The 21688-nt window shown below is 62.1% G+C and carries 21 protein-coding genes and 1 pseudogene; 3 read left to right on the top strand and 19 right to left on the bottom strand.

The window, feature by feature from the left end:
* Positions 1 to 4 precede the first annotated feature (4 nt).
* A complete protein-coding gene (locus AB4Y87_RS14405; RefSeq protein WP_442005137.1) occupies positions 5 to 82 on the bottom strand; it encodes a DUF202 domain-containing protein in 78 nt (25 codons plus the stop codon).
* Between the two features lie 1058 nt (positions 83 to 1140).
* On the opposite strand from AB4Y87_RS14405, the gene katG reads away from it, so the two are divergent.
* A complete protein-coding gene (gene katG, locus AB4Y87_RS14400) occupies positions 1141 to 3288 on the top strand; it encodes a catalase/peroxidase HPI (RefSeq protein ID WP_442005009.1) in 2148 nt (715 codons plus the stop codon).
* 54 nt (positions 3289 to 3342) lie between these two features.
* On the opposite strand, the gene AB4Y87_RS14395 is transcribed toward katG, so the two are convergent.
* Together AB4Y87_RS14395 and AB4Y87_RS14390 are read right to left on the bottom strand one after the other, a co-directional pair.
* Complete coding sequence (locus AB4Y87_RS14395) at positions 3343 to 3690, bottom strand: carboxymuconolactone decarboxylase family protein (RefSeq protein WP_442005008.1); 348 nt, start codon at positions 3688 to 3690, stop codon at positions 3343 to 3345.
* Between the two features lie 401 nt (positions 3691 to 4091).
* Positions 4092 to 4250 (bottom strand): annotated as a pseudogene (locus tag AB4Y87_RS14390) (carboxylesterase family protein); the annotation flags it as partial.
* 3 nt (positions 4251 to 4253) lie between these two features.
* Here AB4Y87_RS14390 and AB4Y87_RS14385 point away from each other — a divergent pair.
* Positions 4254 to 4394, top strand: coding sequence for a hypothetical protein (locus AB4Y87_RS14385; RefSeq protein ID WP_442005142.1), 141 nt, complete (start codon positions 4254 to 4256; stop codon positions 4392 to 4394).
* Between the two features lie 134 nt (positions 4395 to 4528).
* Here AB4Y87_RS14385 and AB4Y87_RS14380 read toward each other — a convergent pair whose 3' ends face one another.
* Genes AB4Y87_RS14380 through AB4Y87_RS14370 form a run of 3 tightly spaced genes read right to left on the bottom strand, consistent with a single transcriptional unit; the run spans position 4529 to position 8993 of the window.
* Entirely contained in the window at positions 4529 to 6511 is a 1983-nt protein-coding gene (locus AB4Y87_RS14380) for a flavin-containing monooxygenase (RefSeq protein ID WP_442005007.1), read from the bottom strand.
* Between the two features lie 17 nt (positions 6512 to 6528).
* Entirely contained in the window at positions 6529 to 8130 is a 1602-nt protein-coding gene (locus AB4Y87_RS14375) for an FAD-dependent monooxygenase (protein WP_442005006.1), read from the bottom strand.
* Positions 8131 to 8150: 20 nt separating this feature from the next.
* Entirely contained in the window at positions 8151 to 8993 is an 843-nt protein-coding gene (locus tag AB4Y87_RS14370; protein WP_442005005.1) for a fumarylacetoacetate hydrolase family protein, read from the bottom strand.
* Between the two features lie 125 nt (positions 8994 to 9118).
* Between AB4Y87_RS14370 and AB4Y87_RS14365 the strand changes: the two genes are divergently transcribed.
* Positions 9119 to 9823: a GntR family transcriptional regulator gene (locus tag AB4Y87_RS14365; protein WP_442005004.1), complete on the top strand. Its 705-nt coding sequence runs from the start codon at positions 9119 to 9121 to the stop codon at positions 9821 to 9823.
* Positions 9824 to 9841: 18 nt separating this feature from the next.
* Here AB4Y87_RS14365 and AB4Y87_RS14360 read toward each other — a convergent pair whose 3' ends face one another.
* The 13 genes from AB4Y87_RS14360 to AB4Y87_RS14300 all read right to left on the bottom strand — a co-directional run bounded on the left by AB4Y87_RS14360 (position 9842) and on the right by AB4Y87_RS14300 (position 21224).
* Entirely contained in the window at positions 9842 to 10717 is an 876-nt protein-coding gene (locus AB4Y87_RS14360; RefSeq protein WP_442005003.1) for a VOC family protein, read from the bottom strand.
* Positions 10718 to 10747: 30 nt separating this feature from the next.
* A complete protein-coding gene (locus tag AB4Y87_RS14355; protein ID WP_442005002.1) occupies positions 10748 to 11461 on the bottom strand; it encodes an SDR family oxidoreductase in 714 nt (237 codons plus the stop codon).
* Positions 11458 to 12147, bottom strand: coding sequence for a TetR/AcrR family transcriptional regulator (locus tag AB4Y87_RS14350; RefSeq protein WP_442005001.1), 690 nt, complete (start codon positions 12145 to 12147; stop codon positions 11458 to 11460). Before AB4Y87_RS14350 ends, AB4Y87_RS14355 begins: the two co-directional genes overlap by 4 nt.
* Entirely contained in the window at positions 12144 to 12980 is an 837-nt protein-coding gene (locus tag AB4Y87_RS14345) for an ABC transporter ATP-binding protein (RefSeq protein WP_442005000.1), read from the bottom strand. The genes AB4Y87_RS14350 and AB4Y87_RS14345 overlap by 4 nt, the downstream gene beginning before the upstream one ends.
* Positions 12970 to 13743, bottom strand: coding sequence for an ABC transporter permease (locus AB4Y87_RS14340; protein WP_442004999.1), 774 nt, complete (start codon positions 13741 to 13743; stop codon positions 12970 to 12972). The genes AB4Y87_RS14345 and AB4Y87_RS14340 overlap by 11 nt, the downstream gene beginning before the upstream one ends.
* Complete coding sequence (locus tag AB4Y87_RS14335; RefSeq protein WP_442004998.1) at positions 13740 to 14600, bottom strand: ABC transporter permease; 861 nt, start codon at positions 14598 to 14600, stop codon at positions 13740 to 13742. The genes AB4Y87_RS14340 and AB4Y87_RS14335 overlap by 4 nt, the downstream gene beginning before the upstream one ends.
* Positions 14601 to 14669: 69 nt before the next feature.
* Positions 14670 to 15665 carry an ABC transporter substrate-binding protein gene (locus AB4Y87_RS14330; RefSeq protein WP_442004997.1) on the bottom strand — a complete coding sequence of 332 codons (996 nt, stop codon included), beginning with the start codon at positions 15663 to 15665 and terminating at the stop codon, positions 14670 to 14672.
* Positions 15666 to 15791: 126 nt separating this feature from the next.
* Positions 15792 to 17435 carry a bifunctional 3-(3-hydroxy-phenyl)propionate/3-hydroxycinnamic acid hydroxylase gene (locus tag AB4Y87_RS14325; protein WP_442004996.1) on the bottom strand — a complete coding sequence of 548 codons (1644 nt, stop codon included), beginning with the start codon at positions 17433 to 17435 and terminating at the stop codon, positions 15792 to 15794.
* Positions 17432 to 18184: an HpcH/HpaI aldolase family protein gene (locus AB4Y87_RS14320; protein ID WP_442004995.1), complete on the bottom strand. Its 753-nt coding sequence runs from the start codon at positions 18182 to 18184 to the stop codon at positions 17432 to 17434. The genes AB4Y87_RS14325 and AB4Y87_RS14320 overlap by 4 nt, the downstream gene beginning before the upstream one ends.
* Positions 18181 to 18633, bottom strand: coding sequence for a nuclear transport factor 2 family protein (locus AB4Y87_RS14315; protein ID WP_442004994.1), 453 nt, complete (start codon positions 18631 to 18633; stop codon positions 18181 to 18183). Before AB4Y87_RS14315 ends, AB4Y87_RS14320 begins: the two co-directional genes overlap by 4 nt.
* Entirely contained in the window at positions 18626 to 19426 is an 801-nt protein-coding gene (locus AB4Y87_RS14310) for a 2-keto-4-pentenoate hydratase (protein WP_442004993.1), read from the bottom strand. The genes AB4Y87_RS14315 and AB4Y87_RS14310 overlap by 8 nt, the downstream gene beginning before the upstream one ends.
* Positions 19426 to 20286, bottom strand: a complete 861-nt coding sequence (locus AB4Y87_RS14305) for an alpha/beta fold hydrolase (protein ID WP_442004992.1) — start codon at positions 20284 to 20286, stop codon at positions 19426 to 19428. Before AB4Y87_RS14305 ends, AB4Y87_RS14310 begins: the two co-directional genes overlap by 1 nt.
* Complete coding sequence (locus AB4Y87_RS14300) at positions 20283 to 21224, bottom strand: 3-carboxyethylcatechol 2,3-dioxygenase (protein WP_442004991.1); 942 nt, start codon at positions 21222 to 21224, stop codon at positions 20283 to 20285. The genes AB4Y87_RS14305 and AB4Y87_RS14300 overlap by 4 nt, the downstream gene beginning before the upstream one ends.
* Positions 21225 to 21688 lie beyond the last annotated feature (464 nt).

Raw genomic sequence — 21688 nt, 5'->3', positions numbered from 1 at the left:
GAAGTCATGTTGCGCTCAGTCTGAATGCCTTCACCGCGACTCCAACCGCGAGCAGCGCCAAGGACGTGCGGATCCAGGCCAAGAATGTGCGCTCGTTCGCCAGCGAGAATCTAGGGTCTGGATCTGGTTCCCGCGCCTGAATGCTCGGTAGCAGTTAGCTTCGGGGCGTAGTGTTCCGGTCCTCCAGATGACTTTCCTGAGGGAGGATCAGCGCGAGTAATATGCGGGCCCGTTCCCGGCGGCCGCATCCGAGCATGACCGCGCCGGGAGTGTGTTGAGTAGCGGGTGCAGGCCTGGTGCTCATGGTCGTGGAATTCCTAACAGCGGCGCTTAATTCGGGTCAGTGTTGCAAAATCTGGTCCACAAAGTACGCATCCCGGGCTGGCCGGTCTCTTCGGACCACTCAACAGAAGTACCCAGCGTGGGTTTGGAGTTCCGAAGTCGCTGTTCAAGCTTGGCTTCAGCTGCCCTCGACGTTTACCTCCGATCAGCATCTCATGGTTATGAAGAAGAATTGTCAGGGCTTCCCGGGCAGCGGCCAGGGGTGAGTACCCAGAGACAGTGCCGTCGTCAGGTTTCTGGACCACGCCCCATGATCCCACCACCAAGCGGCCTAGTACACGCATCAGTTGGTTCCGGGTTTTCTGCACGGTCAGCAGGAAAACGGAAAAGAACCGAGGGGATTTTCTATCCCGGCCTGAAGCCTGGGAATTCTTGGTCCTTATCCGGCCGTTGATTGGCGCTGCGCGCCGGAGCGGGTCTTAGGCATCGGGAACCACCCGCCCGCGGGCCCCCTGAGTTCCTAGCGTGCACCGGGAAGGACACTGTGACGTTGGTGTGCAACAGTGTCATGTATGGGACGGAAACGTGAAGAAGCTCCGACAAGAAGCGCGTAACGAGCAAAGAATATGTTTGACAATAGACGAACCCTAAGCCCACGCTGTTGCCTACGGCGAGACTCGATGATCATTGCGGAACAGCACGCGGGTGGGGGTACTGTCACACAAGTCTTCTCGGTGCGGCAGGCACGGGACGGTCCCTCCCGATGGGCTCTCCCCAGACGCGCGTTTATGGCGCAATAGGAAACTTTGAACCGGACCGAGCCGACGGCGACCTCGGCCAGATGAAAGGAAGAAGAATATGACCGATCCCCAAGAACATCCCCCAGTCCCCACTCCCGGGAGCGCGCAGGGCTTGAACCAGAAGGTGGAGGGCGGATGCCCGGTGGCCCATGGCAGCGCCACGGCCCAGGGCAGCGAAAGTGAAAACCCGGCGATCGATTCCCCCCAGCCCAAAGGCCACCGACCGCGGACCAATCAGGACTGGTGGCCCAACCAGCTGGACCTTTCCGTGCTGCACACGCACGGCAAGTCAAGCAATCCGCTGGACCCGTCGTTCAGCTACCGAGAGGAATTCCAGAAGCTCGACGTCGAGGCTCTGAAGCGTGACATCACCGAGGTCCTGACTACCTCGCAGGATTGGTGGCCGGCGGACTTCGGCCACTACGGTGGCCTGATGATCCGCCTGAGCTGGCACGCGGCCGGCACCTACCGAGTCCATGACGGCCGCGGTGGAGCGGGCGACGGCAGCCAGCGGTTCGCGCCGCTCAACAGCTGGCCGGACAACGCCAACCTGGACAAGGCCCGGCGACTGCTGTGGCCGGTCAAGCAGAAGTACGGCCAGAAGCTCTCCTGGGCCGACCTGCTGGTCCTGGCCGGCAACGTCGCCTTGGAATCGATGGGCTTCGAGACCTTCGGCTTTGCCTTTGGCCGCGAGGACGTGTGGGAGCCCGAGCAGATCTTCTGGGGCCCCGAAGACGCCTGGCTCGGTGATGAGCGTTACGTCGGTGAAGGCCAGATGTCCGAGGACGTCGGTTCCACCGAAATGGGCCTGATCTACGTGAACCCCGAGGGCCCCATGGGCAACCCGGACCCGGTAGCTGCTGCCGCCTTCATCCGGGAGACGTTCAAGCGCATGGCGATGAACGACGAGGAGACCTTCGCGCTGATCGCCGGCGGCCACACGTTCGGCAAGACCCATGGCGCCGGCCCCGCCGATGCGCATGTGGGTCCCGAACCGGAGGCCGCCAACCTGGAGGCGCAGGGCCTGGGCTGGCTCAGCACCTTCGGCAGTGGCAAGGGCGCGGACACCATCACCTCGGGCCTCGAGGTGACCTGGACGGACATGCCAACCCAATGGAGCAACCGCTTCCTGGAGATCCTGTTCGAGTACGAGTGGGAACTGGTCAAGAGCCCTGGCGGTGCTCACCAGTGGGTTGCCAAGGATGCTCCGAATATCATCCCGGACGCGCACGACGCGGAGAAAAAGCACCGACCCACAATGCTGACGACGGACCTGTCACTGCGCTTCGACCCCGTCTACGAGGAAATCGGTCGCCGCTTCCTCAAGAACCCGGACGAGTTCGCCCTGGCGTTCGCCAAGGCCTGGTACAAGCTGCTGCACCGCGACATGGGACCCGTTGGCCCCCACATGCTGGGCCCGTGGGTTCCGGAAGCCCAGCTGTGGCAGGATCCCGTTCCCGCCGTCGACCATGAACTGATCGACGAGCAGGACATCGCTTCGCTGAAGGCCAAGCTGCTGGGCTCCGGCCTGACCATCCCGCAGCTCGCGGGTACGGCCTGGGCCTCGGCAGCCACCTACCGCAAAACGGACCGGCGCGGCGGCGCCAACGGTGCAAGGATCCGCTTGGAGCCGCAGCGCAGCTGGGAAGCCTCCGAACCGGAGCAGCTGGCAACCGTTCTTCCGGTGCTCGAACGGGTGCAGGAGGAGTTCAACTCTGCGCAGGCTGGCGGCAAGAAGGTCTCCCTTGCAGACCTGATCGTCCTCGGCGGTGCCGCCGCGGTGGAAAAGGCCGCTGCCGACGCCGGGTTCCCCATCACCGTGCCATTCCGGCCGGGACGCACCGATGCCGCCCAGGAGCAGACCGACGTCGAATCCTTCCAGTACCTGCAGCCCAAAGCTGACGGGTTCCGCAACTACCTGCGGCCCGGCTCGAAGCTCCCGCCCGAGGCCCTGCTGCTGGACAAGGCCTACATGCTGGACCTCACAGCACCGGAGATGACGGCACTGGTAGGCGGCATGCGCGCCCTGGGCACCAACCTGGGCGGTTCCAGCCACGGCATGCTGACAGACAAGCCACAGGTCCTGAGCAACGACTTCTTCGTCAACCTGCTCTTGCCGGGCACCAAGTGGAGGGCGTCGGAGTCGGAGGAGAACGTCTATGAGATCACCGACGCCGCCACCGGCGAGCCTAATAAGTTCAACTGAACCGCGGTGTCTGGGCGGTTTGAAAGTGCTGCGGGCCCTGACACTTTTCCAAACCTAGTGTTCGGCGGGGAAGCTGAGCTCAGGAACCCTCCCATAGTCGCTGAGCAGGGTGACGTGCCCGCGATCTGCAGCGCGGCGCTCCTGCTCTAAGAAGTACTGCGATTCCCACCAGACAGGCACATCCGCGGGTCGGTCGGGAGTTTCGCCCTGCTCGATGGCGTCCCGGATTTGCAGCTTGAAGCAGAAGGCGCACCCGTTGAGCTGGGCCGCTCGGATCTTCACGGGCTCGATCAGACGCTCATCCAAGACGGAATCGGTTGCGCTCTCCATAATCGTCTTGTTCAGCTGCATCAGCCCCTGATACGCGCCGGGGTGCTGCTTGCCGATGTTCACTTGACTCATCCGTGTTGGCCGTCCTTTCTCCACACGGTGAAATCGTGCGTTCATCGACAGGACGATGCAGTGCCGCACGGTGGGAGGTCGAGGGCAGCGCTTATGCTTCCGGAGCCCACAGCGAGAGCTTTTCGGGGTTCACCACCATCCGCGCCTTCGTTACCAACCAGCCGAGGACGCCAAGGGCGATGCGTCCTTCGCGCCACATCGCGAAGCCGAGCCACGTCGTGGGTGTCCTGCTCGACGACGTCTGTTCGAGGATCTTTCGTCAAGGCACCGCGGAGAAACCGTGCGACCTTGTCGGCACAAAGATCGGGTTGCGTGCGACGGTACCACCGCGGAAGAAATCTCTCCCCTACCCATCCCAGCGCAGCCTGCAGATCGCGAATCGGCTTGCTTGACTCGACTGGGTCCTCGAGCGGGCCGAAGTGCCCCAGTACACCGATACGGTAGTTCACTGTGACGAGGACGATGCGCCCTTGGCGCACGAGCTCTTGCGACTTGTACCACCGGCTCTCGCCCGAACCTGTCGTGAAGCCGCCTCCCGGGATAAAAAACAGGACGGGCAGTCGGTGGGCGTCGGCCGGGGCCTGGACCCGAAGCGTGAACGCGGCCTCCTGCTGCCTGAGTTCGCCGAGGGCAGGGCCCAGCAGGCTGTCGAGCACACCTGGCGACTGCGGGAAAGCGGCGGGCCCGCCTTGTACTTCGGCTGACCGAATTTGGCCGACTTCACCGAACCGGGGGCCATCTCCCGCTGTTCCATAGCGTATGCCGCGCGCGTCGATCACACGGGCATGCAGATGTGCGCGGACTTCACCTTGCAGAGTCGGAAACGTGAGCTGTGAGTTCACGCAAGGAACTCGTGATCGTCAGCCCTAACCGTCTCGGTTGCCTCCCAGTACTCCACGTTTGTGTAAGGCCATACCTGGGAAACCCGGCCATGCGCGTTTTGATACCAGCTGCGCACGTAGGTCTGCCCCCAAGCCATCCGGCGATTTCCGGCGTCGACCCATTCCACAAAGCGGTCCAGCGCCGCCGGCTTGACGTCGATTGCGGAGGCGCCACGCTGCAGAAGCTCGTGGACGGCCTTCAGGGAGAACTCGACGGCCCGCTCGATCATGAAGTGCAGGCTTCCCGCCACCACTCCTCCAACGTTGGGGCCATAGATCAGGAAGAAGTTGGGGAACCCGGGCACAGTGACGCCGTTGTAGGCCCTGGCGTCGCCCTTCCAGAAATCGTGGATCTCTACACCCTCGCGGCCAACAACCTCCACCTCGTCGAGGTAATCGGAGGGTTTGAACCCGGTGGCGAAGACCACGATGTCCACCTCATGTTCAACGCCGTCCTTATCGATGATCCCCTTCTCGGAGAACCGCTCTATCCCGGCGGTAACCACGGTGGTGCGCTCGGACTTGAGGGCAGCGGCCCACACCCCGTTGTSACGCAGCATCCGTTTGGCTCCCGGCGGATAGTTGGGGATGGCGGTCTCCAACTGTTCCGGACGGTCGGCGAACTGCTCCTTCAAGCGGTCGATCAGCACTTCACGGACTTCCTGGTTCTTGGCCGAAACACTCAACGGCGCACCCTGCCATCCGTCCTCGGCGGTCACCGTGTGCATGCGGCCCGGGATGCCTTGAATCGTCACCCACAGGCGGTACCACTGTGCGTAGTGGGGAACCTTGCGTCGCAACCACGTGAAGGTGTCGCTGACGCCGTCGTGATAATTCGGAGCCGGAAGCATCCACGGCGCGCTGCGCTGGAAGAGCACCAGCCCGGAGACCTCGTCAGCCAGCGCGGGCACAATCTGGTAAGCGCTGGCACCGGTGCCAATGACTGCCACGCGCTTGCCGCGGTAGTCGACGTCGTGCGACCACTCCTGCGAGTGCATGGTCACGCCGTGGTACAGCTCAGCCCCAGGGAAGTCAGGGATGTTGGGCCGGTCCAGTTGGCCTAGGGCACTTACGACGGAGGCAAAGGTGCGCACCCGCTCCACGCCGCCGCTATGGCGGGTGGTCGCCTGCCAAGTGCGTGATTCCTCGTCCCATAGCAAGCGGACAAGACGGGTTGAGAACTCGATGGATTCCACTACGCCTGCACGCTCGGCCACGTCACGTACGTAATCCAAAACGTCTCCCCCTTCCGCGAACTGGTGTGGCCAGTCACCACGCTGGGCGAAGGAATACGAATATCCGAACGTGGGGGTATCGAGGCGGACGCCCGGGTACGTGTTCTTGGCCCAGGTCCCGCCCAGGGTCGGTGCGTCCTCCACCACGGTGAAGGGCACACCTGCCTGCGAATAGCGGTAGGCAGCAGCAATCCCGGCGATTCCGGCACCGATGATCAGCACCGGGAAGTCGCGTCCGTCAGCGACCTCGTCAAAACTCCACTGCGGAGCTCCGCCCTTGTCCGCAGCGAGGTCGAGTTCATGCTTCAGCGACGCGTGCCAGTGCTCGCGGCCGCCCGTGAGGAAGCCGAGGAGGTCAGCTACTGCGTCGTCCTCCAGCATGTCAACGCTGGTGATTTCCTTGTCCCGCAGCTTGCGCAAGCCCTCCAAAGCCAGCGCCTTGGCACGTTCCTGCTGATCCGGTGACATGCCCCCGTGTGGATGAGGCTGGGTATCCACCAGGGTCAAGGGAGGCCGCAGATCGCTGCTGAGGAAAGAGGTATCGCCGAGCGCCGCCGCGAGGGCGGCGAGCAGGACAGGAAGTTCCGCCTGGGCGACGATCTTTTCCAGGTCGACGTCGTCCTCGACGATCGGCTCTGAATTTGTTTGCCAGTAGAGGTCGTCAAACCGCATCGTCTCAGACCTCGTTTCCTGCATGCTCGGCATTTTTCCTCCTTGATTCGTCACGGCCGCGACAGCGGATGGACGTATGAACGCAGTTTGTTGATCACGGCCTGCTCACTTTGCTCGGTGAACGCGGCAGCGACGTAACGGTCGGGACGGACGAGCACGGTGTGGCGTGTGGCCAACCCGGGAAGCGCGAGAACACGCCCCGCATCCACCAGGACCTGCTCATCACGATTCCGGCGAGTCGCGTGGGAATTCCCAGTGAGCGTGATCCGGCGAGCGCCGAGCAGGGACCAGAACTGGCTGGCGGCTGACGTTTCGGCGACACCTGCCCCAAGTGTGATGAGCGCCCACCCGCTCCCCAGATGTGAGTCGAGTGGCGCCGTCGATCCGTCCTCGTCGACTACGGCCGGTTGGCTGAGGGCAAGACCCACCCAGGCTGCGACTCGACGATCAACGTCGCGATCTGCTTTGATGGCCACACCGTTGCGGTAGTCCGGCGGCGTGATGAACCGCATCGAACCCAGGTACCTATGCACAGCGGGAATCAGGCTGACCGTACGGAAAGCAATATCCCGAAGATTGGTCCGGAAAGGGCCGACGGCCATGACTACTGCACCGGTCCGGCGTGAAACCTTGACCATCTTGGCCGCGTGGGTGCGGCGTTCGGACTCGTAAGTGGACAAGAGGCGGTCCGTGCCTACCCCGCGGAGCACTTCCAGCAGCTTCCAGCTCAGGTTCAGGGCGTCCCGCAGGCCTGCGTTCAACCCTTGTCCGGAGAAGGGAGGCATCAAGTGTGCCGCATCCCCGATCAGGAACGCGCGTCCCGAACGGTAGGTGCGTGCCAGCCGCTGATGGGCTACGTAGACCACAGCACGCCTGACGTCTTCGGTGCGGAGCTCCGGGTGGAAGGGTCTGGACAGCTCCAGGATCTTCTCCGGGGACGTCATTTCGTCCGCGTCTTCGTGATCGAAAAGCATGAACTCAAGCCGCAGGCGGCCCTTGATTCCCGGAACCAGGACGTAGGGACGGATCCCATTGCCATGGAACTCGGCGAAGGGTTCGCGTGCCCCGGGGATGTTGAGCAAGTCCACCACAATCCATCGTTCCTGCTGGGTGGAACCCACCAGGTCGATGCCCAGGCTCTCGCGGATAAGGCTGCGACCACCATCCGCCCCAACAAGCCAGGACGCCGTCACGGTGCCGGCGCTGGCGCCGGCGTCGGAGTCGAATCCGACGCTCACACCGTCGGCTTTCTGGCTGATGTAAGTTACCTGGGCACCGGCGAGGAACTCAATCCCATGGTGGTTCCGGGCCTTGTTCCACAGCAGCTCTTCCAGCACGGGCTGGTCGAACTGCGACTTCGCAGGATGGCCGATGCGGGAGGGAACAGGCGTGGACGACGCAAGGGGCCTGTCATTCAACCCGAAGTAGCGGCTGCCGGTTCCCAGCAGCGATTCCGCCATCAGCGCTTCCGCGAGGCCCAAGCGGTCCATCGTCCGGAAGGTCTCGTCAGCGATGCTGATGGCCCGCGGCAGGTCCATCGGCGCCGTGGCGGTTTCGAGCAGCACAACGCGTGCACCGCCGTCGGCAAGCAACAGCGCCGCCGTCAGTCCAACCGGGCCGGCCCCCACGACCGCAACTTCGAAGTCCTCCATGGTGTTACCTCCACGCATTCTTAAGCAACGAGGACGTTGCGAAGGGTGCCGAGCTTGCCGACCTCAACCTCAACCACGTCACCGGGGACCAGGAATGTTGGCGGCTCCATGAACAGCCCCACACCGCCGGGCGTACCTGTAACAATGACGTCGCCCGGAGCCAGCGGAGTGAACGCGGTGACGTACTCGATGATGGCGGGGATGTCGAAGATGAGGTCAGCGACGGCGGCATGCTGCCGGACCTCGCCGTTTACACGGGTTTCCACCACGAGCTCGGTGACGTCACCGACTTCCTCGGCGGACATGAAGTAGGGGCCGAAGGCTCCGCTGAGTGGGAAGTTCTTGCCGGGGGTCCACTGACCCGTGTGGCGCTGCCAGTCGCGGGCGCTGAAGTCATTGAACGCGGCGTAGCCGGCGATGTAGTTCCACGCGTCTTCCGGCTTGACGTGGTCCGCGTGGGCTCCGATCACCAGTGCGACTTCGCCTTCGTAGTCGTACATGGAGCTTTCTGCGGGAATCGGCAGGTCTGCGCCGTGGGCGGCAAGGGTGTCAGAGAAGCGTGCGAAGACGGTGGGCTTGCCTAGCTCGTCCCGTCCGGTTTCCTCCCGGTGGCTGCGGTAATTGACGCCAATGCAGATGACCTTGCCGGGTGCTGACAGGACGGGGAGGAAGGTGGTTCCTTCAACCGGTTGGACCGGCGCCTTGTCCCCCTCCAGGGGAGCTGACAGCAGGCCTTCCTCGATGGCCGACTGCAGCGAGGGGCTGAGGCTGGCGCCACTGGGACCAAGGTCCAGCAGTTCTCCGTTGGCCTCCAGGCCCCATGTGGGCTGGCCTTCTTGGTTCAAGTAACTTGCGTAGCGCATGTGAATCCTTTCTTGTGCCGGCGTCATTGCCTCCGGGCTTGCCGGTGTTTGAACTATACGAAGAATGCATTCTTGAGTCAATAATGTACTTTCGATCCATGAGTGCGTAAGTGTACGCTTGTGCCATGGCACGACAAGCGAATGCAGAAACCATCAGCGAAGTGGTCCGGGGCAAGTTACGGGCCGAAATCTTTGCTGGCCAGTGGGCCCCGGGTACCAACCTCCAGGTTGGTGAGCTCACCAAGCGGTACGGCGCCAGTTCCACTGTCGTCCGTGAAGCGCTGGTGCGTTTGGCTGGTGAAAAGTTGCTGCAATTCCGCCCCAACAGAGGCTTTTTCGTCTCCGAATACACCCTGGAAGAACTGCGCGGCCTGGGTGAACTTCGTTGCCGTGTGGAGGAGTATGGCCTGACCTTGGCCATCGAACAGGGCGACGTTGCCTGGGAGTCCGATCTTCTTGCAGTGCACCACCGCCTGGAGCGGACTCCGCGCCGCACCACCGAGGACCCGAACCATATTTCGGTTGAATGGTTCCTGGCCCACCAGGAGTTCCACGCAAAGCTGCTGGAAGCCTGCCCCGTCCCGTTATTGCAGGACTTCGCCGCCACCCTGGGCGAGGCTACCGCCCTGTACCGCCTCTGGACCGCTCCGGACAAGCGCGCCCAAACCCGGGACATCGAGGCCGAGCACCGGGCCATTCTCGAGGCAACCATTGCCCGCGATGCTCCGACGGCCACCAAGCTTCTGCGTGAGCACTACATGCGCACGATCGATGTGATCGAAGAAGCCGAGTTCCATGCCGCCGCCGAAGCCGGGCTGCCCAAGGAGTAAGGGCAACCCGGCCCGTTACTAGTTCAACGCGATGGGGAAGGCACCGTGCAAGCGGAAGTCCTCGCCGTTGTAGACGCCCCAGCGGTTGAACCAAGTCCGGTCGTCTTGATCCCATTCGATGGGAGGACGGTCGAGGTCGTGGATCTGCTCCAGATCCGTGTACAGTTCCACCACAGTGCCGTTGGGCTCGACGTAGTAGGCCGCGATGTTGTGTCCCGCTCCGTGGCGCACGGGACCCCAGATCAACCGACGACCTTTGGCGAACAACCTGTCACCCAGCCTGCCAAGGTCTGCGATGGACTGGGTCTGCCACGCGTGGTGGTGCAGGGAACCGCGGCCCTTGATGAGGGCAATACCGTGATGATCCGGGTTGCACCGCAGGAAGTACGCGAAGTCCTGGCCAATGACGTCGGAAACCTTGAAGCCGAAGAACTCTACCAGGAAGTCCTTCATGACGGCGGGGTTCTGGGGATGGATATTGATGTGGCCATACCGGTCTGGACCAAAGGACGCAGGACCGTGACGGAAGTCCTTCATCCCCACATAGACGTGGTAGACGTATCCCTCCGGACCCAGGACAGCGAAGCCTTCACCGATCTCCCGCTCGAGTGGGCTACGGGTAAGGATGGGGAACCCAGCCGCCTCCAGGCGCTTGCGGATGATTTCCAGCCCCTCCGGGCTGTCCGCAACAAGGCCGATATGGTCGATTCCGTCCTCTTCGCCTTTTACGTAAACCAGCTCGTGATGGCGGTCCGCAGCGGACAGGTAGGCACGGTTGTCATCGTTCAGCGTCATACGCAGGCCGAGGACATCGGTGGCCAGTTCAAGGGACTCGTCGTAGTCCCTGGTTCGCATTGCGAGATAGCCCATCTCGGCAATCACACCAACTGCCATAGCTAAAACCTTTCTTTGAATGCCCAGCTCCTACACGGAGCGGGACGAGCCGCCATCCACACGGATGTTCTGGCCTGTGATGTAACTTGATTCCTCGCTTGCGAGGAACCGGATGACGCGGGCCACTTCCCCGGAGCTGGCAGCCCTGCGCAGCGGTATCCGGGCGGTCCATTCAGCCGGCACGATACCGGGGTTCTCCTTGGTGAAGCCCGGGAGGACATTGTTCATTCGGATTCCGAACGGACCGTACTCGTCGGAATACAGCTTGGTGAACGACCCCAGGGCGGCACGGAAAGTGCCGGACACCGGGTAGTTCGGATTCGGTTCAAAAGGGGAACTGGTGGAAACGTTCACAACCGATCCCCCGCCGGCGGCAAGCAGGTGGGGAGTGACAATTCGAGCCATGCGGATAACGTTCATAAGGTACATCTCGTAGCCTTCGAGCCATTCGTCGTCGCCGATCTCAAGCACCGGCTTCCTGGCCGCGTGGCCGGCACTGTTAATTACGACGTCGATCCGCCCGTAAGTCTCCAGCGCCAAGTCGGTTATTGACTGCAGGTCCACAACGGAACGGTTCGAACCAACCGCGCCCACCCCGCCGAGGCTCCGTGCCAACTCCATGGCACTGCCGGAGGGAGAAAGGGCTGCGATTTTGTACCCGTCATCAGCCAACGCCCTGGCTGCCGCACCCGCGATTCCGCGGCCACCGCCTACCACCAGCGCTACCTTGACTGGTGCGTTCACTCCTTGTCCTCCGCCTCGCCGAGCTCGGCGTAGTGCTGGACGAGCCTGTCCATGGCGAGCGCCGAGAGTTCTGCCGCTTCGGCGAAGTCAATCTGGTCACCTGCCGAGGCCGAGATGTAGAAACCGTCCGTCAGGGCGCGCCCCAGCATGACGACTTTCCGTGCAAGATCAGGCTTGGCGCGCAGGGCCGCTTCCGGGAGCCCCGGAGTGACGGCCTCAACCATGAGTTCGTACATCTGCTCGCGCACTTCCAGGTACTTCTGGCGGGCAGCGTTTCCTGCCAGCCGCTTCTCCAAGGCAAAGAGCAGGCCGATGATCCAGAACGCTTCCTGTGCGTGCTCGGGATCAGTCGAATTGGCGGCGGACCCGGCGATACTCGTACGAAGGATTGCCCTGTTCTCCGGTCCACGGTGGCGGGTCTGCCAGTTTTCGAAACAATAGTCGATCAGTGCAGCAAACAGGCCCTCTTTGTTTTCGAAGTGCCAGTAGACCGAACCGATCGGCAGGCCGGCAACCCGGGCCACCTCGGCCATGGTGGTGCCTTCATAGCCGACTTTCACGGCCAGCTGGAGCACAGCTTCGAGGATGGCGCGTTCATTTTCCGGTGTGGATTGGTGGACGCGGCGACGCTTGCCGGTCTCGGTCTTGCCGTTGCTGCTGACATCCGCACCTGCCCGGGGGCTCATGCGTTCAACTCCCCGCGCGTCGCAGAGCGTTGTCCGCCGGGGTTGATCTTGGCAAACTGCACTTCCTCATAGATCTCGTGGCGCAGTTCGCCGAAGCGGGGAAGGGACCTGGTGTCTGCTTGGCTGCGGACGTCCGGAAGGTCGATGTGGAGGTCGGCCTGGACAATGGTCGGCGAGCTGGACAAGACCAGGACGCGCTCCGCCAGGTACACGGACTCATCGATGTCATGGGTGACAAAGAGGATGGTCATGTTCAGGCGCTTCCATACGTCCCGCACCAAGTCCTCGAGCTCGCCACGGGTCTGAGCGTCAACCGCCGCGAACGGCTCGTCCATGAGCAGGACGCTCGGGTTGGATGCCACAGCCCGGGCGATGGCCACGCGCTGCTGCATGCCGCCGGACAGCTGCCAAGGGTAGCTCTTGGTCGCGTGGGAAAGGCTGACCGCCTCCAGCGCTTCATTGACACGTGCCTTGCGTTCGGCCTTCGGCACACCGGAGGTCTTCAGAGGCAACCCGACGTTCTCTTCCACAGTGAGCCAGGGGAAGAGACTGCGGCTGTATTCCTGGAATACCACCGCCATGCCCTCGGCTGGACCGGAGACGCGCTTGCCGTCCAGCACCACCTCACCGGAGGTTGGTTCAAGCAGGCCGGCAATGCATTTCAGCAGTGTGGTCTTTCCGGAGCCGGAAGGACCCACGAGGCAGGCAAACTCACCGGCATGGAGATCGAAGGTGAGTGACCTGACGGCCTCCACCTCGTTGCGGGAGCCTACGCCGTAGACCTTCCGGACCTGCTGGACACTGAGACGGACGTCCGACTTGTTAGCCGTCATTGGAGGCCTCCTTAAGACCGTAGTACCATCCCAAAACCCGTTTTTGGATCGCTTGGAATGCAACCGAGAGCAACACACCTATGATCCCCAGCAGGACGATGCCGCTCCACATTTCAGGGATTGCAACGCGGTTTTGGAAATTAATAATCGAGTAGCCAATACCGTCGGTCGAGGCGAACATCTCCGAAACGACCAGCAGGATGAGTCCCACGGCGAGGCTGTGCCGGATGCCGGCCATGATGAGCGGCATCGCTCCGGGCAGCACCAGGTAACGCATGCGGTTGAAGCCACGGAGCCGGTAGACCAGCGAAGTGTTCTTCAATACTTCATCGAGGTTACGCACGCCTTCAACCGTATTCAACAGGATGGGCCAAAGACAGCCCAGGACGATCACCGTCACCTTCATCGTGTCATTGATACCGATGAGCAGGAGCAGGACCGGGATGAGGATGGTTGACGGCACCGCCCTGATGAACTCAAGCAACGGCTCAAGGAGCCACCGCAAGCTGCGGGAAAGGCCGATTGCAATTCCGAGGGCGACGCCGAGCACCAGGGAGATTGCGAGGCTGATCAGGAGCCGCCCCATGCTCGGGAGGACGTCGCTGAAGAACTTCTCGCTGAACCACACCTTGGCAAAAGTGTCGGCCAGTTTGTCGGGCTTGGGGACAAAGAAGTTGACGCCCTGCGCTGTTGCCGCCCACCAGATGACTATGAGGATGACCGGCAGGCCCAGCCACATGCCCAAACGCTTGAGGACGGTCATGCCGCCACCTCCGAACGGACGGAGCTGTGCCAGAAGAGCACTTTTCGCTCGACGAAACGGAAAATCAGGTTCACGACGATTCCCAAAAGACCTGACGTAATGATGAGGGCCATCATCGCCGACGGGTTGTCATTGAGCTGGGCCTGGGCGACCGCACGTCCTATCCCCGGTGTACCGACAATGAGCTCCGCGCTGATGGACAGGATCAAGGCGACAGTAGCTGCAAGCCGGATGCCCGTCATCAGGTACGGCAGGAGCGTGGGGAGAACGAGGTACCGCACGCGCTGCAGCCAGGTCATGCGCAAGGTGTGCACTGTGTCATCAGCAACTTTGTCAATGTCCGTGATGCCGTACAGGACCTGGATCAGGACGATCCAGAAGCAACCGTAAACTACGATCAGTAGCTCGGCGCCGATCCTCGGGCCAAAGAGCAGTGCAGCCAAAGGAATCAGGCCGACAGCCGGAATCGGGCGGAGGAACTCGATGGTGGTGTGGGTCGCCGACCGTAGGAATTTGCTCGAACCGATAAGGAGCCCAACCGCTACGCCACCCAGGATGGCCATGATGAGTCCGAGGAACCAAGCCCACATGGTCTGGCCGACGGTGATCCAGAATTGGGTGAAGGTCAAGTTTGTGAGGAATGTTGGAATGACCACCGATGGTGGTGGCAAGTGGTGCTGGCTGACCGGGCCGAAGGCTGAGAAGACTTCCCAGACGATAAGTGCGGCGAGGATGCCAGCGACACCCAGGACATACGGCCCAATAGCAGCCCACTGCGCAGCACGCCGCACTGTCTGTTCCCGCGTGGGCAGGGAGCGCACAGCCACGCGGCTCAGGATCGGAGTTTGTGTTTCCACGGTTTCTGCTCTCGGTTGTTGCGATGAAATTTGTTGTCGGGGCCGGCCAGCGGCCCCGACAACAGCGGGTTATGGCTTCCAGATCACCTTGTCAACGTCCGGCTTGGTGCTGACGATGCCGTACTTGACGAGCAGATCCGCGAAAAGCTGGATGGTTTCTTTTGAGATGTCCGGGTTGTAGAGAGAGAGCTGGGCCTTCTTCGCAGCTGCAGGGTCCGTCCCCAAAGCGGCCGGCATTGCATCGCGGATCAGGTCGTTGTTCTCCGTCAGGAAAGGCAGGGCTTCCTTCATGGCCGCCGTGAAGCGCTTCACCTTATCGGAGTCACCCTCCACCAGCTTGCCACTGGAAATGGTCACTAGTTCGTTCGAACCCAGCCCGGCCTCCTGGATGAAGTCACTGACTACCCTGCCGCCCTTGGAAACCACCTGCTGCATGAAGGGTGAACCGGCCATGCCGGCGTCGATCTGGCCAGCCTCGATCTGCGCTGCAACCTCCGGGAAGGACAACTGAACGAACGTCACCTTCTTCGGGTCGCCGCCATCCTTGGCTACAGCTTCCCGAATGCCGATCTCGCCGATGCTTCCCAGGGCGTTCACCGAGACCTTCTTGCCTTCAAGATCGCGGGCCGACTTGATGGTTGATGAGGCTCCAACAACCACTGCCGTGGAGTCTTCCACGATCTTGGGGTCGTTCTGGGTGACGCCCTCAACAATGCGGACGTCCAGGCCTTGTGTTGTTGCCGTCAGCGCCGTGACCGGGCTGGCCAACATGAAGTCGAGTTCGCCGGACGCCAGCGCAGGCAGCTGGGCCGCGCTGCTGCCGGCTCCAACCACAAGCTCCAGGTCGATGCCCTGCTTCTTGAAGTAGCCCTTGTCGATGGCCACTTGCATGGCTGCAACGGTGTTGGACGGGAAGATACCGTAGGTGACCTTGGTGAGTCCCTCGGATGTGCTGCCTGCTGCTGCCGGAGTGCTACCGTCCACAGATCCTGATGCGCAGCCACTGAGGGTCAGTGCCAGGCCCAAGGCAGCAACCATAGCTGCGTGGGCTTTCTTGATGTTCATGAGATTCGCTCTCCCTTGAGTGAACGTTGGGCGGGCCTTCCCGCCTTACTGCCTGTGCTGGCGAGTTGCAGCAACAGTATTTTGCGGATTAAGCCTTTGTCAATGGATTATGCATTCTTAATCATGTTATGCGTTCTGCGGCGATAATGTGACGTCGGCCACGCTGAAAACCTTGCCCAAAACGCCGCTGAGTTCCTGTGCAAGGCACTCAGCAGCCACCACATGGTCGGGCCGCACGATGATCGCAGAGAAGGGCCTTTCGTCGAACCAAGCCTTCAGAACGCCGCTTTCGTCGCCCACTACCCGCACGCCAGGCGCGGCAGCAGCTTTGGCCCACGGCAGCTGCGTGGCCGGCACTGCGTGCACAAGGACACCGCCCAGCCTCCCAAGCTTCTCCGCATCAGACTCACTGACGAACGCCATGGGATCGTTGTTCCAGACCACCACACGCCACCCTTGGCCGGTGGCGTCGTCCAACAGGACCGACATACCTTCCTCGTTGCGGACTGTGGGCTGTGGGAACAACGTTCCCACCGTACGCGGCGCGTCTTCCCTGTCCGGGAGAGACTTCCACGTGGGGACCTTCGACGGAACCACAATGCCGTGATCGTACTTAGGCATGGGTTTGTAGCCTTGGTTGTTCAGGCGGGCGCGGGCCTTGGGAAGCCGGTCCACCACGGCGGCGGCCATATCGCGGACGGCCGTGCGCAGCCTGTTGTGGTCCGTCACGAGGTTTGCCATGTTCAGCGACAAAGCCACCATGGCCTTGACGTGTTCACGGCGTTCGTCTTCGTAGGAATCAAGCAGGCGGTCGCTGGCTTTGCCGTGGACCACGGCTGCGAGTTTCCAGCCCAGGTTCAAGGCATCCCGGATGCCGGAGTTCCACCCCTGTCCAGCCACAACGGGCATGACATGGGCCGCATCGCCCGCCAGCAGGAAACGTCCCACACGAAACTTCTCCGCGACGCGGGCGTGGTGGGCATAGACCCGACGGCGGATGATGTTCAGGCGCGCGGGATCGGGAACGTGGGGGGCCAGGAGGGAGAACACGAACTCATCATCCTCGGCCACCTCTTCCGATTCCCCTTCGAACAGCGTGAACTCCCAGCGCCGGATGCCGTGGGGCAGGCTGAGCGTTGCGTAGCCGCGACTGGGGTCTCCACCGAACACTGCATGCGGTGTGCCGATGGGATCGTTCGCGACGTCGATCACGAGTCCGCGCGTCGATCGGGTTTCGCCTTCGAATGCCAGCCCAAGGTGCTGGCGGGTCAGCGACCGGCCGCCGTCGCAACCCACGACGTAGCTGCCGGTAACCCTTCCCTGTCCAGTGGGCATGCTGACCGTGGCGCTGACGCCGTCGGAATCCGATTCAAAAGCGTCCACCCGGCAACCAAAACGCACCTCCACATGGGGGTACCGCGCCAGGCCTTCGAGCAGGGCCTTATCGACCAGGGGCTGAATAAAGCCGTTCCTTCGGGGCCAGCCGAACTCGCGGGTGGTGGGATTGATTTCCGCCAGCACCTTGCGGTCGCCGTTGACGATCCGGATCTTCTGGTCAGGCACCGTGTGCGGCAGCACCTTATCCACCAAACCGATGGTCTGCATGGTCCGGAGCGCCTCGTCGTCAATGCCGACGGCACGCGGGTAATCAATGAGTTCATCGCGGCCTTCAAGGACCACGGTGTTGACGCCAAACTGGCCAAGGAGGTTGGCGAGGGTCAAACCGACCGGACCGGCTCCGATGATAATTACGTCCTTGCGGTCGCTCATTCTGGGCCCCTCAGGGTCTTGATGGATTCCTGAGCCGCACGGCTAAGGAAGACGAGGTCAATGCCGAGGCCGACGTAGTCGACGAGTTCCCGGTCAAGAAGGTCGGCTGCGTAAGTACCGGAGCCAGAATAGATGCCCAGAGTCACGCCGTGTTCCCTCGTCAAGGCAGCCAATTGGACTATGGCTTCGCGGACGGGTCCGTCTTCCCAGTCGCCCCTGCCCGGAAGGCCGAAGGACACGGCCAGGTCCGCCGGCCCGACGTAAATGGAGTCCAGGCCGGGAGTCGTGACGATCTCTTCCGCGTTCTTCAGGCCGGCCACTGTTTCAATCTGGGCGATGGTGGACACGGCGCGGTTGCCCGCTTCGGTGTAGGACTCTCCCTTATAAAGGGACGGCCTGCTGGGACCGAGGCTACGGTTGCCCACACCGGGGTACTTGGTGGCTTCTACCAGCATTCGCGCTTGTTCCCCCGACTCGATGGTAGGTGCGATGATTCCGCGTGCACCGCTGTCCAGCAGACGAAGGATGGGGGCCGGATCCAGGCTTCCTACCCGGGCATAGCTGTAGGCGGAATCGCGGGGTGTGGCCCGCAGCATGGTGCAGGCTGCTTCCAGCCCCACTTCGCCGTGCTGCAGGTCGACCACCACGCCGTCGTATCCAGCAGCCAGCGCCCACTCCGTGACGGAGAGGGAAGGGATTGCCTGGTGCAACAGTGCGGGCGGCCGCCCGCCGCGGCTCTCCCACTTCATTTCGCGGTGCTTTCCGTCAGGCGCTTGGCGTGGGCGGCAGCGTTCATTCCGCCGAATATGGGGTTGATCTCGCGTCGCGCGATCTTCCATTCCCCGTCTACCTCGCGGTAGACCTCCCGGAATTCACCCACGCTGGCAGGCATGAGCGGGTTCTCCGAGGAGTCCCGGAACGTCAGGTACTGCGTCCAGCCATGGAGCTCCCCGCCTACACATTCCAAACGGATGCCGCCGATGAGGTGGCGGCCCACAACTCCCGTGACCTTGGCGCGACGCTCGCCCCAGGCCTTGATGGCGTCACGGCCATCCATGTCGCCCAAGGGGCCGGTGGATACAGCGTCTTCCGTGTATAGCTCCCAGGTTGTGTCCGCCTTGCCGTGATCGAGGCGCCACAGCAATTCCGCGACGAGTGCCTCGATGGCCACCCGGGTTTCGATCGTCACCTTATGCATGGACGGCCTCCGTCAGGTGCGCGACGACGTCTCCGAACCCGTGCGAGTACTTCGCCGAGTACGTAATGTTGGGATCCCAGTCCACGATCAATCCGATGGATCCGGAGAGCAGGATTTCTCCCGCACGGAGGGGCTTGCCGATCCTCAACGAGGTATCTGCCAACCACTGGACTGCATGGATGGGATCGCCCATGACATTTCCGCCAACGCCGCGCGTCAACTCTTCGTCGCCGCGGTAGAGGACCATCTCGACCTGCTTGAGGTCGACTTCGCCGTAAGGGATGCGAACCGAACCTGTGACAATTCCTTCGCAGGCCGCGTTGTCAGCGATCGTGTCAACGATACCCATCTTGTAGCTGTGGTAACGGTTATCAACCAGTTCCATTGCAGGCGTCACATAGTCGATGGCCGCTTCCACTGATGCCAGGTCCGGATCCAGGATGTCCGACTTCAGGACGAACGCCAGCTCGGCTTCGATCTTGGGGTGGAAGTACGCTGACGACGGCCGCTCAACCGGGGACTCGAAGACCATGTTGTCCAGGATGATGCCGTAGTCAGGCTCGTCCACGCCGGCACGCGCCTGGACCACAGGATTGGTCAGGCCAACTTTCCGACCAACGCGACGGCGGCCTTCCGCGGCTTCGCGCTGCTGGGTAACCAGCTCGGAGATGCGGTAGGCCGCGTCCTTGTCCTTCTCCGGTAGCCGGTGGCGAACGAATTCGATAGGGGTGCGCGTTGTCCGCGCCTTGTAGAGATCATCAGCGATCTCCGTAATGATGTCCGACATCTTCATCACGCCTTTCTGCTGAGGAAGTCGAGTGCTTTTTCGTTGAATTTCGTGGGATCCTCCCACTGCGGCCAATGGGCGGCGTTGCGGATCAGCGCGAATTCGCCGTCCAGAATTGCCGCCGCCAGGGTCTCGCCCGTTGCCACACCGCCCGTCGGCTCATGGTCCGTCCACACGAGCAGGGCCGGCACCGGGATGGCAGCGTAGTCTTCCTTGGTCACTTGGTTCCGGGCGCGGATGTCCGGAACCTGGAGCGCCATGATGTGCTCCATGGAGGTGATGAAGCCCGGCCGGCCGTAGACGGCACGGCGTACTTCCACCAGCTCGTCCGTGATCTGTTCGGGATTGTGGATGACCACTTGGAGCCGTGCCTTGACGTTCTCGTAGCTGGGGTCCTCCACGGCCTTGCGACTCACTGGGCTGACACGATCCATGGACATAGGGCCCACCATGCGGCCGCCGGGAGCGCTCAGGACAATGGTGTGCAGGCGCTCGGGGTGGTGCGCGGCGAACTTGATAGCGATCCACCCACCGAGGGACTCGCCCAGGAGGTGCACCTTGTCCAGGCCCAGCACGTCCAGGAGATCCAGGAGATGTGCCTCGTAGTCCGGGATTTCCAAGTCGGCTTCAGCCAACGTTGAAAAGCCATGCCCGGGGTAGTCGTAACCGATGACCTTGTAATTCTGCGCCAGCGCACGGATGTTGTGGGTCCACGCTTCGATGTGCCCGCTGGTGCCATTGAGGAGGACCAGGGTTTGCTGTCCGGCGCCCACGGTAAGGACCCGCGTCCGCCATGGTCCTACTTGAACATACTCAAGGGTGTGGGGAAGGTCGGCAATCTCGCCCCACATGGTTACCTGGGTCATGCGTTCTGGGGAACAGCAGCTGTGATACCGAAGCCGGCACCCCAGGTCTTAACCGGCCAGTAGCGGTCCACCACCATGCTGTAGTCGCCCGCCGTCGACAATGCGCTGAAAGCCGCGATCCAGGAACGCATCTCATGTGCTGCGCTTCCGCCTTCGGCAATGAACTCGTCGTTGTCCCAGCCGTCCACGTCGCTCAGCGAGCCCGAACGGAACACCTTCATCAGCTTCTGGTCCCATTCCTCATTAAGGGGTGCGCTGGATGCGCGGCCGTCCGCAATAGCCTGGATGCCCTCAATGATCTTTCCTTCGCGGGCTGCACGGTCTTCTTTAGACGGTGCATAAGAGACCAAACGCTGCTGGACAGGGTCGGGCGCGCCGTCGTACTCGGGAATCGGCGGGTTGTGGGAGAGCCCGCCCGAGGCCACAAGGAGAACGCGCTTATCCAGTTGCTGGGCAGCGCGACCCAACGCCTCACCCATCAGACGGATCCGGGCCATGGGGGTAAGGGGCTTGCCGATGGCGTTCACAAATACGGGAACGAACGGGTTGGTGAAGCCCGAGCCAAACAGGAATTCCAACGGCTGCATGACGCCGTGGTCAACTTGGAGACGCTCCGAACGAGCTATGTCGATTCCCTGGGCAATGGTGAGCGCGTGCAGTTCCCGGGCAGTCTCGGAATCGACAGGGAGGGGGCCTTCGCCGGTTCCGTAATCGCCAACACCGACAGCCTGAGCACCAATGGCGAACGGCGGCATCATCGAGTAGAGCACACCGTTGAAGTGGTCCGGGCCGAAGATGACGGTAACGTCCGGGGCGAAGTCCTCAACGAATGAGCGAACTTCTCCCAGGGCTTCATTCATTTCGGCGAAGATCGTTCCCCCGGGATCGACGTTCCCAAATGATGGCGCGTGTGACAACGCGGCAAGTGCAAGCGACATTGCTTTCCCTCTCAGTGAGCTCGACCACATCTGGTCGTTCCCTAGAGTGTAGATTCTAGATTCGTCATTTGCAATGCTTTGCTGTGATTCGTGCCAGCCGGCGCCTTCAAACGCATCAAGCCCGGAGCCCTCTCACGTCAGATTCTGGCGCTCACCGGACAGCTGGAAACACTGGCCCTAGTCAAGAAACCAGCACCACTCAAACCCGTAAACCGAGCCTGGAACGGCTAGGCAATCCGTAGGTTCTTCAACGAGGCAACGAAGCCACTCTTCCGGAGGCTTCAAATGAGGCAACGTATTACTCTTCCCGGAGGTATTGCAATGAGGCAACAGGCTCTGACCGTGCGCTTTGAAGCGTCCTTATAGCCACCGGCTTATGGGCACTCAATCGGCAGTTCGGGCTGCGGCTCTGGGTAAACTCGCAGTCAACGGAAGGAGCCTCGCATGACAAAGCGGAAGATTCA

It is taken from the genome of Paenarthrobacter sp. RAF54_2 (assembly GCF_052113945.1).
In the GTDB taxonomy this organism is placed as follows: domain Bacteria; phylum Actinomycetota; class Actinomycetes; order Actinomycetales; family Micrococcaceae; genus Arthrobacter.
The sequence above is the reverse complement of the archived record's forward strand: the minus strand, read 5'-3'. Positions and strand labels throughout refer to the sequence as shown.

Bases quoted from the DNA above. Each gene is read 5' to 3' on its own strand.
- katG (WP_442005009.1), top strand. From the start codon at position 1,141: ATGACCGATCCCCAAGAACATCCCCCAGTCCCCACTCCCGGGAGCGCG.
- AB4Y87_RS14395 (WP_442005008.1), bottom strand. From the start codon at position 3,690: ATGAGTCAAGTGAACATCGGCAAGCAGCACCCCGGCGCGTATCAGGGG.
- AB4Y87_RS14375 (WP_442005006.1), bottom strand. From the start codon at position 8,130: ATGGAGGACTTCGAAGTTGCGGTCGTGGGGGCCGGCCCGGTTGGACTG.
- AB4Y87_RS14370 (WP_442005005.1), bottom strand. From the start codon at position 8,993: ATGCGCTACGCAAGTTACTTGAACCAAGAAGGCCAGCCCACATGGGGC.
- AB4Y87_RS14365 (WP_442005004.1), top strand. From the start codon at position 9,119: ATGGCACGACAAGCGAATGCAGAAACCATCAGCGAAGTGGTCCGGGGC.
- AB4Y87_RS14360 (WP_442005003.1), bottom strand. From the start codon at position 10,717: ATGGCAGTTGGTGTGATTGCCGAGATGGGCTATCTCGCAATGCGAACC.
- AB4Y87_RS14350 (WP_442005001.1), bottom strand. From the start codon at position 12,147: ATGAGCCCCCGGGCAGGTGCGGATGTCAGCAGCAACGGCAAGACCGAG.
- AB4Y87_RS14345 (WP_442005000.1), bottom strand. From the start codon at position 12,980: ATGACGGCTAACAAGTCGGACGTCCGTCTCAGTGTCCAGCAGGTCCGG.
- AB4Y87_RS14340 (WP_442004999.1), bottom strand. From the start codon at position 13,743: ATGACCGTCCTCAAGCGTTTGGGCATGTGGCTGGGCCTGCCGGTCATC.
- AB4Y87_RS14330 (WP_442004997.1), bottom strand. From the start codon at position 15,665: ATGAACATCAAGAAAGCCCACGCAGCTATGGTTGCTGCCTTGGGCCTG.
- AB4Y87_RS14325 (WP_442004996.1), bottom strand. From the start codon at position 17,435: ATGAGCGACCGCAAGGACGTAATTATCATCGGAGCCGGTCCGGTCGGT.
- AB4Y87_RS14320 (WP_442004995.1), bottom strand. From the start codon at position 18,184: ATGAAGTGGGAGAGCCGCGGCGGGCGGCCGCCCGCACTGTTGCACCAG.
- AB4Y87_RS14315 (WP_442004994.1), bottom strand. From the start codon at position 18,633: ATGCATAAGGTGACGATCGAAACCCGGGTGGCCATCGAGGCACTCGTC.
- AB4Y87_RS14310 (WP_442004993.1), bottom strand. From the start codon at position 19,426: ATGAAGATGTCGGACATCATTACGGAGATCGCTGATGATCTCTACAAG.
- AB4Y87_RS14305 (WP_442004992.1), bottom strand. From the start codon at position 20,286: ATGACCCAGGTAACCATGTGGGGCGAGATTGCCGACCTTCCCCACACC.
- AB4Y87_RS14300 (WP_442004991.1), bottom strand. From the start codon at position 21,224: ATGTCGCTTGCACTTGCCGCGTTGTCACACGCGCCATCATTTGGGAAC.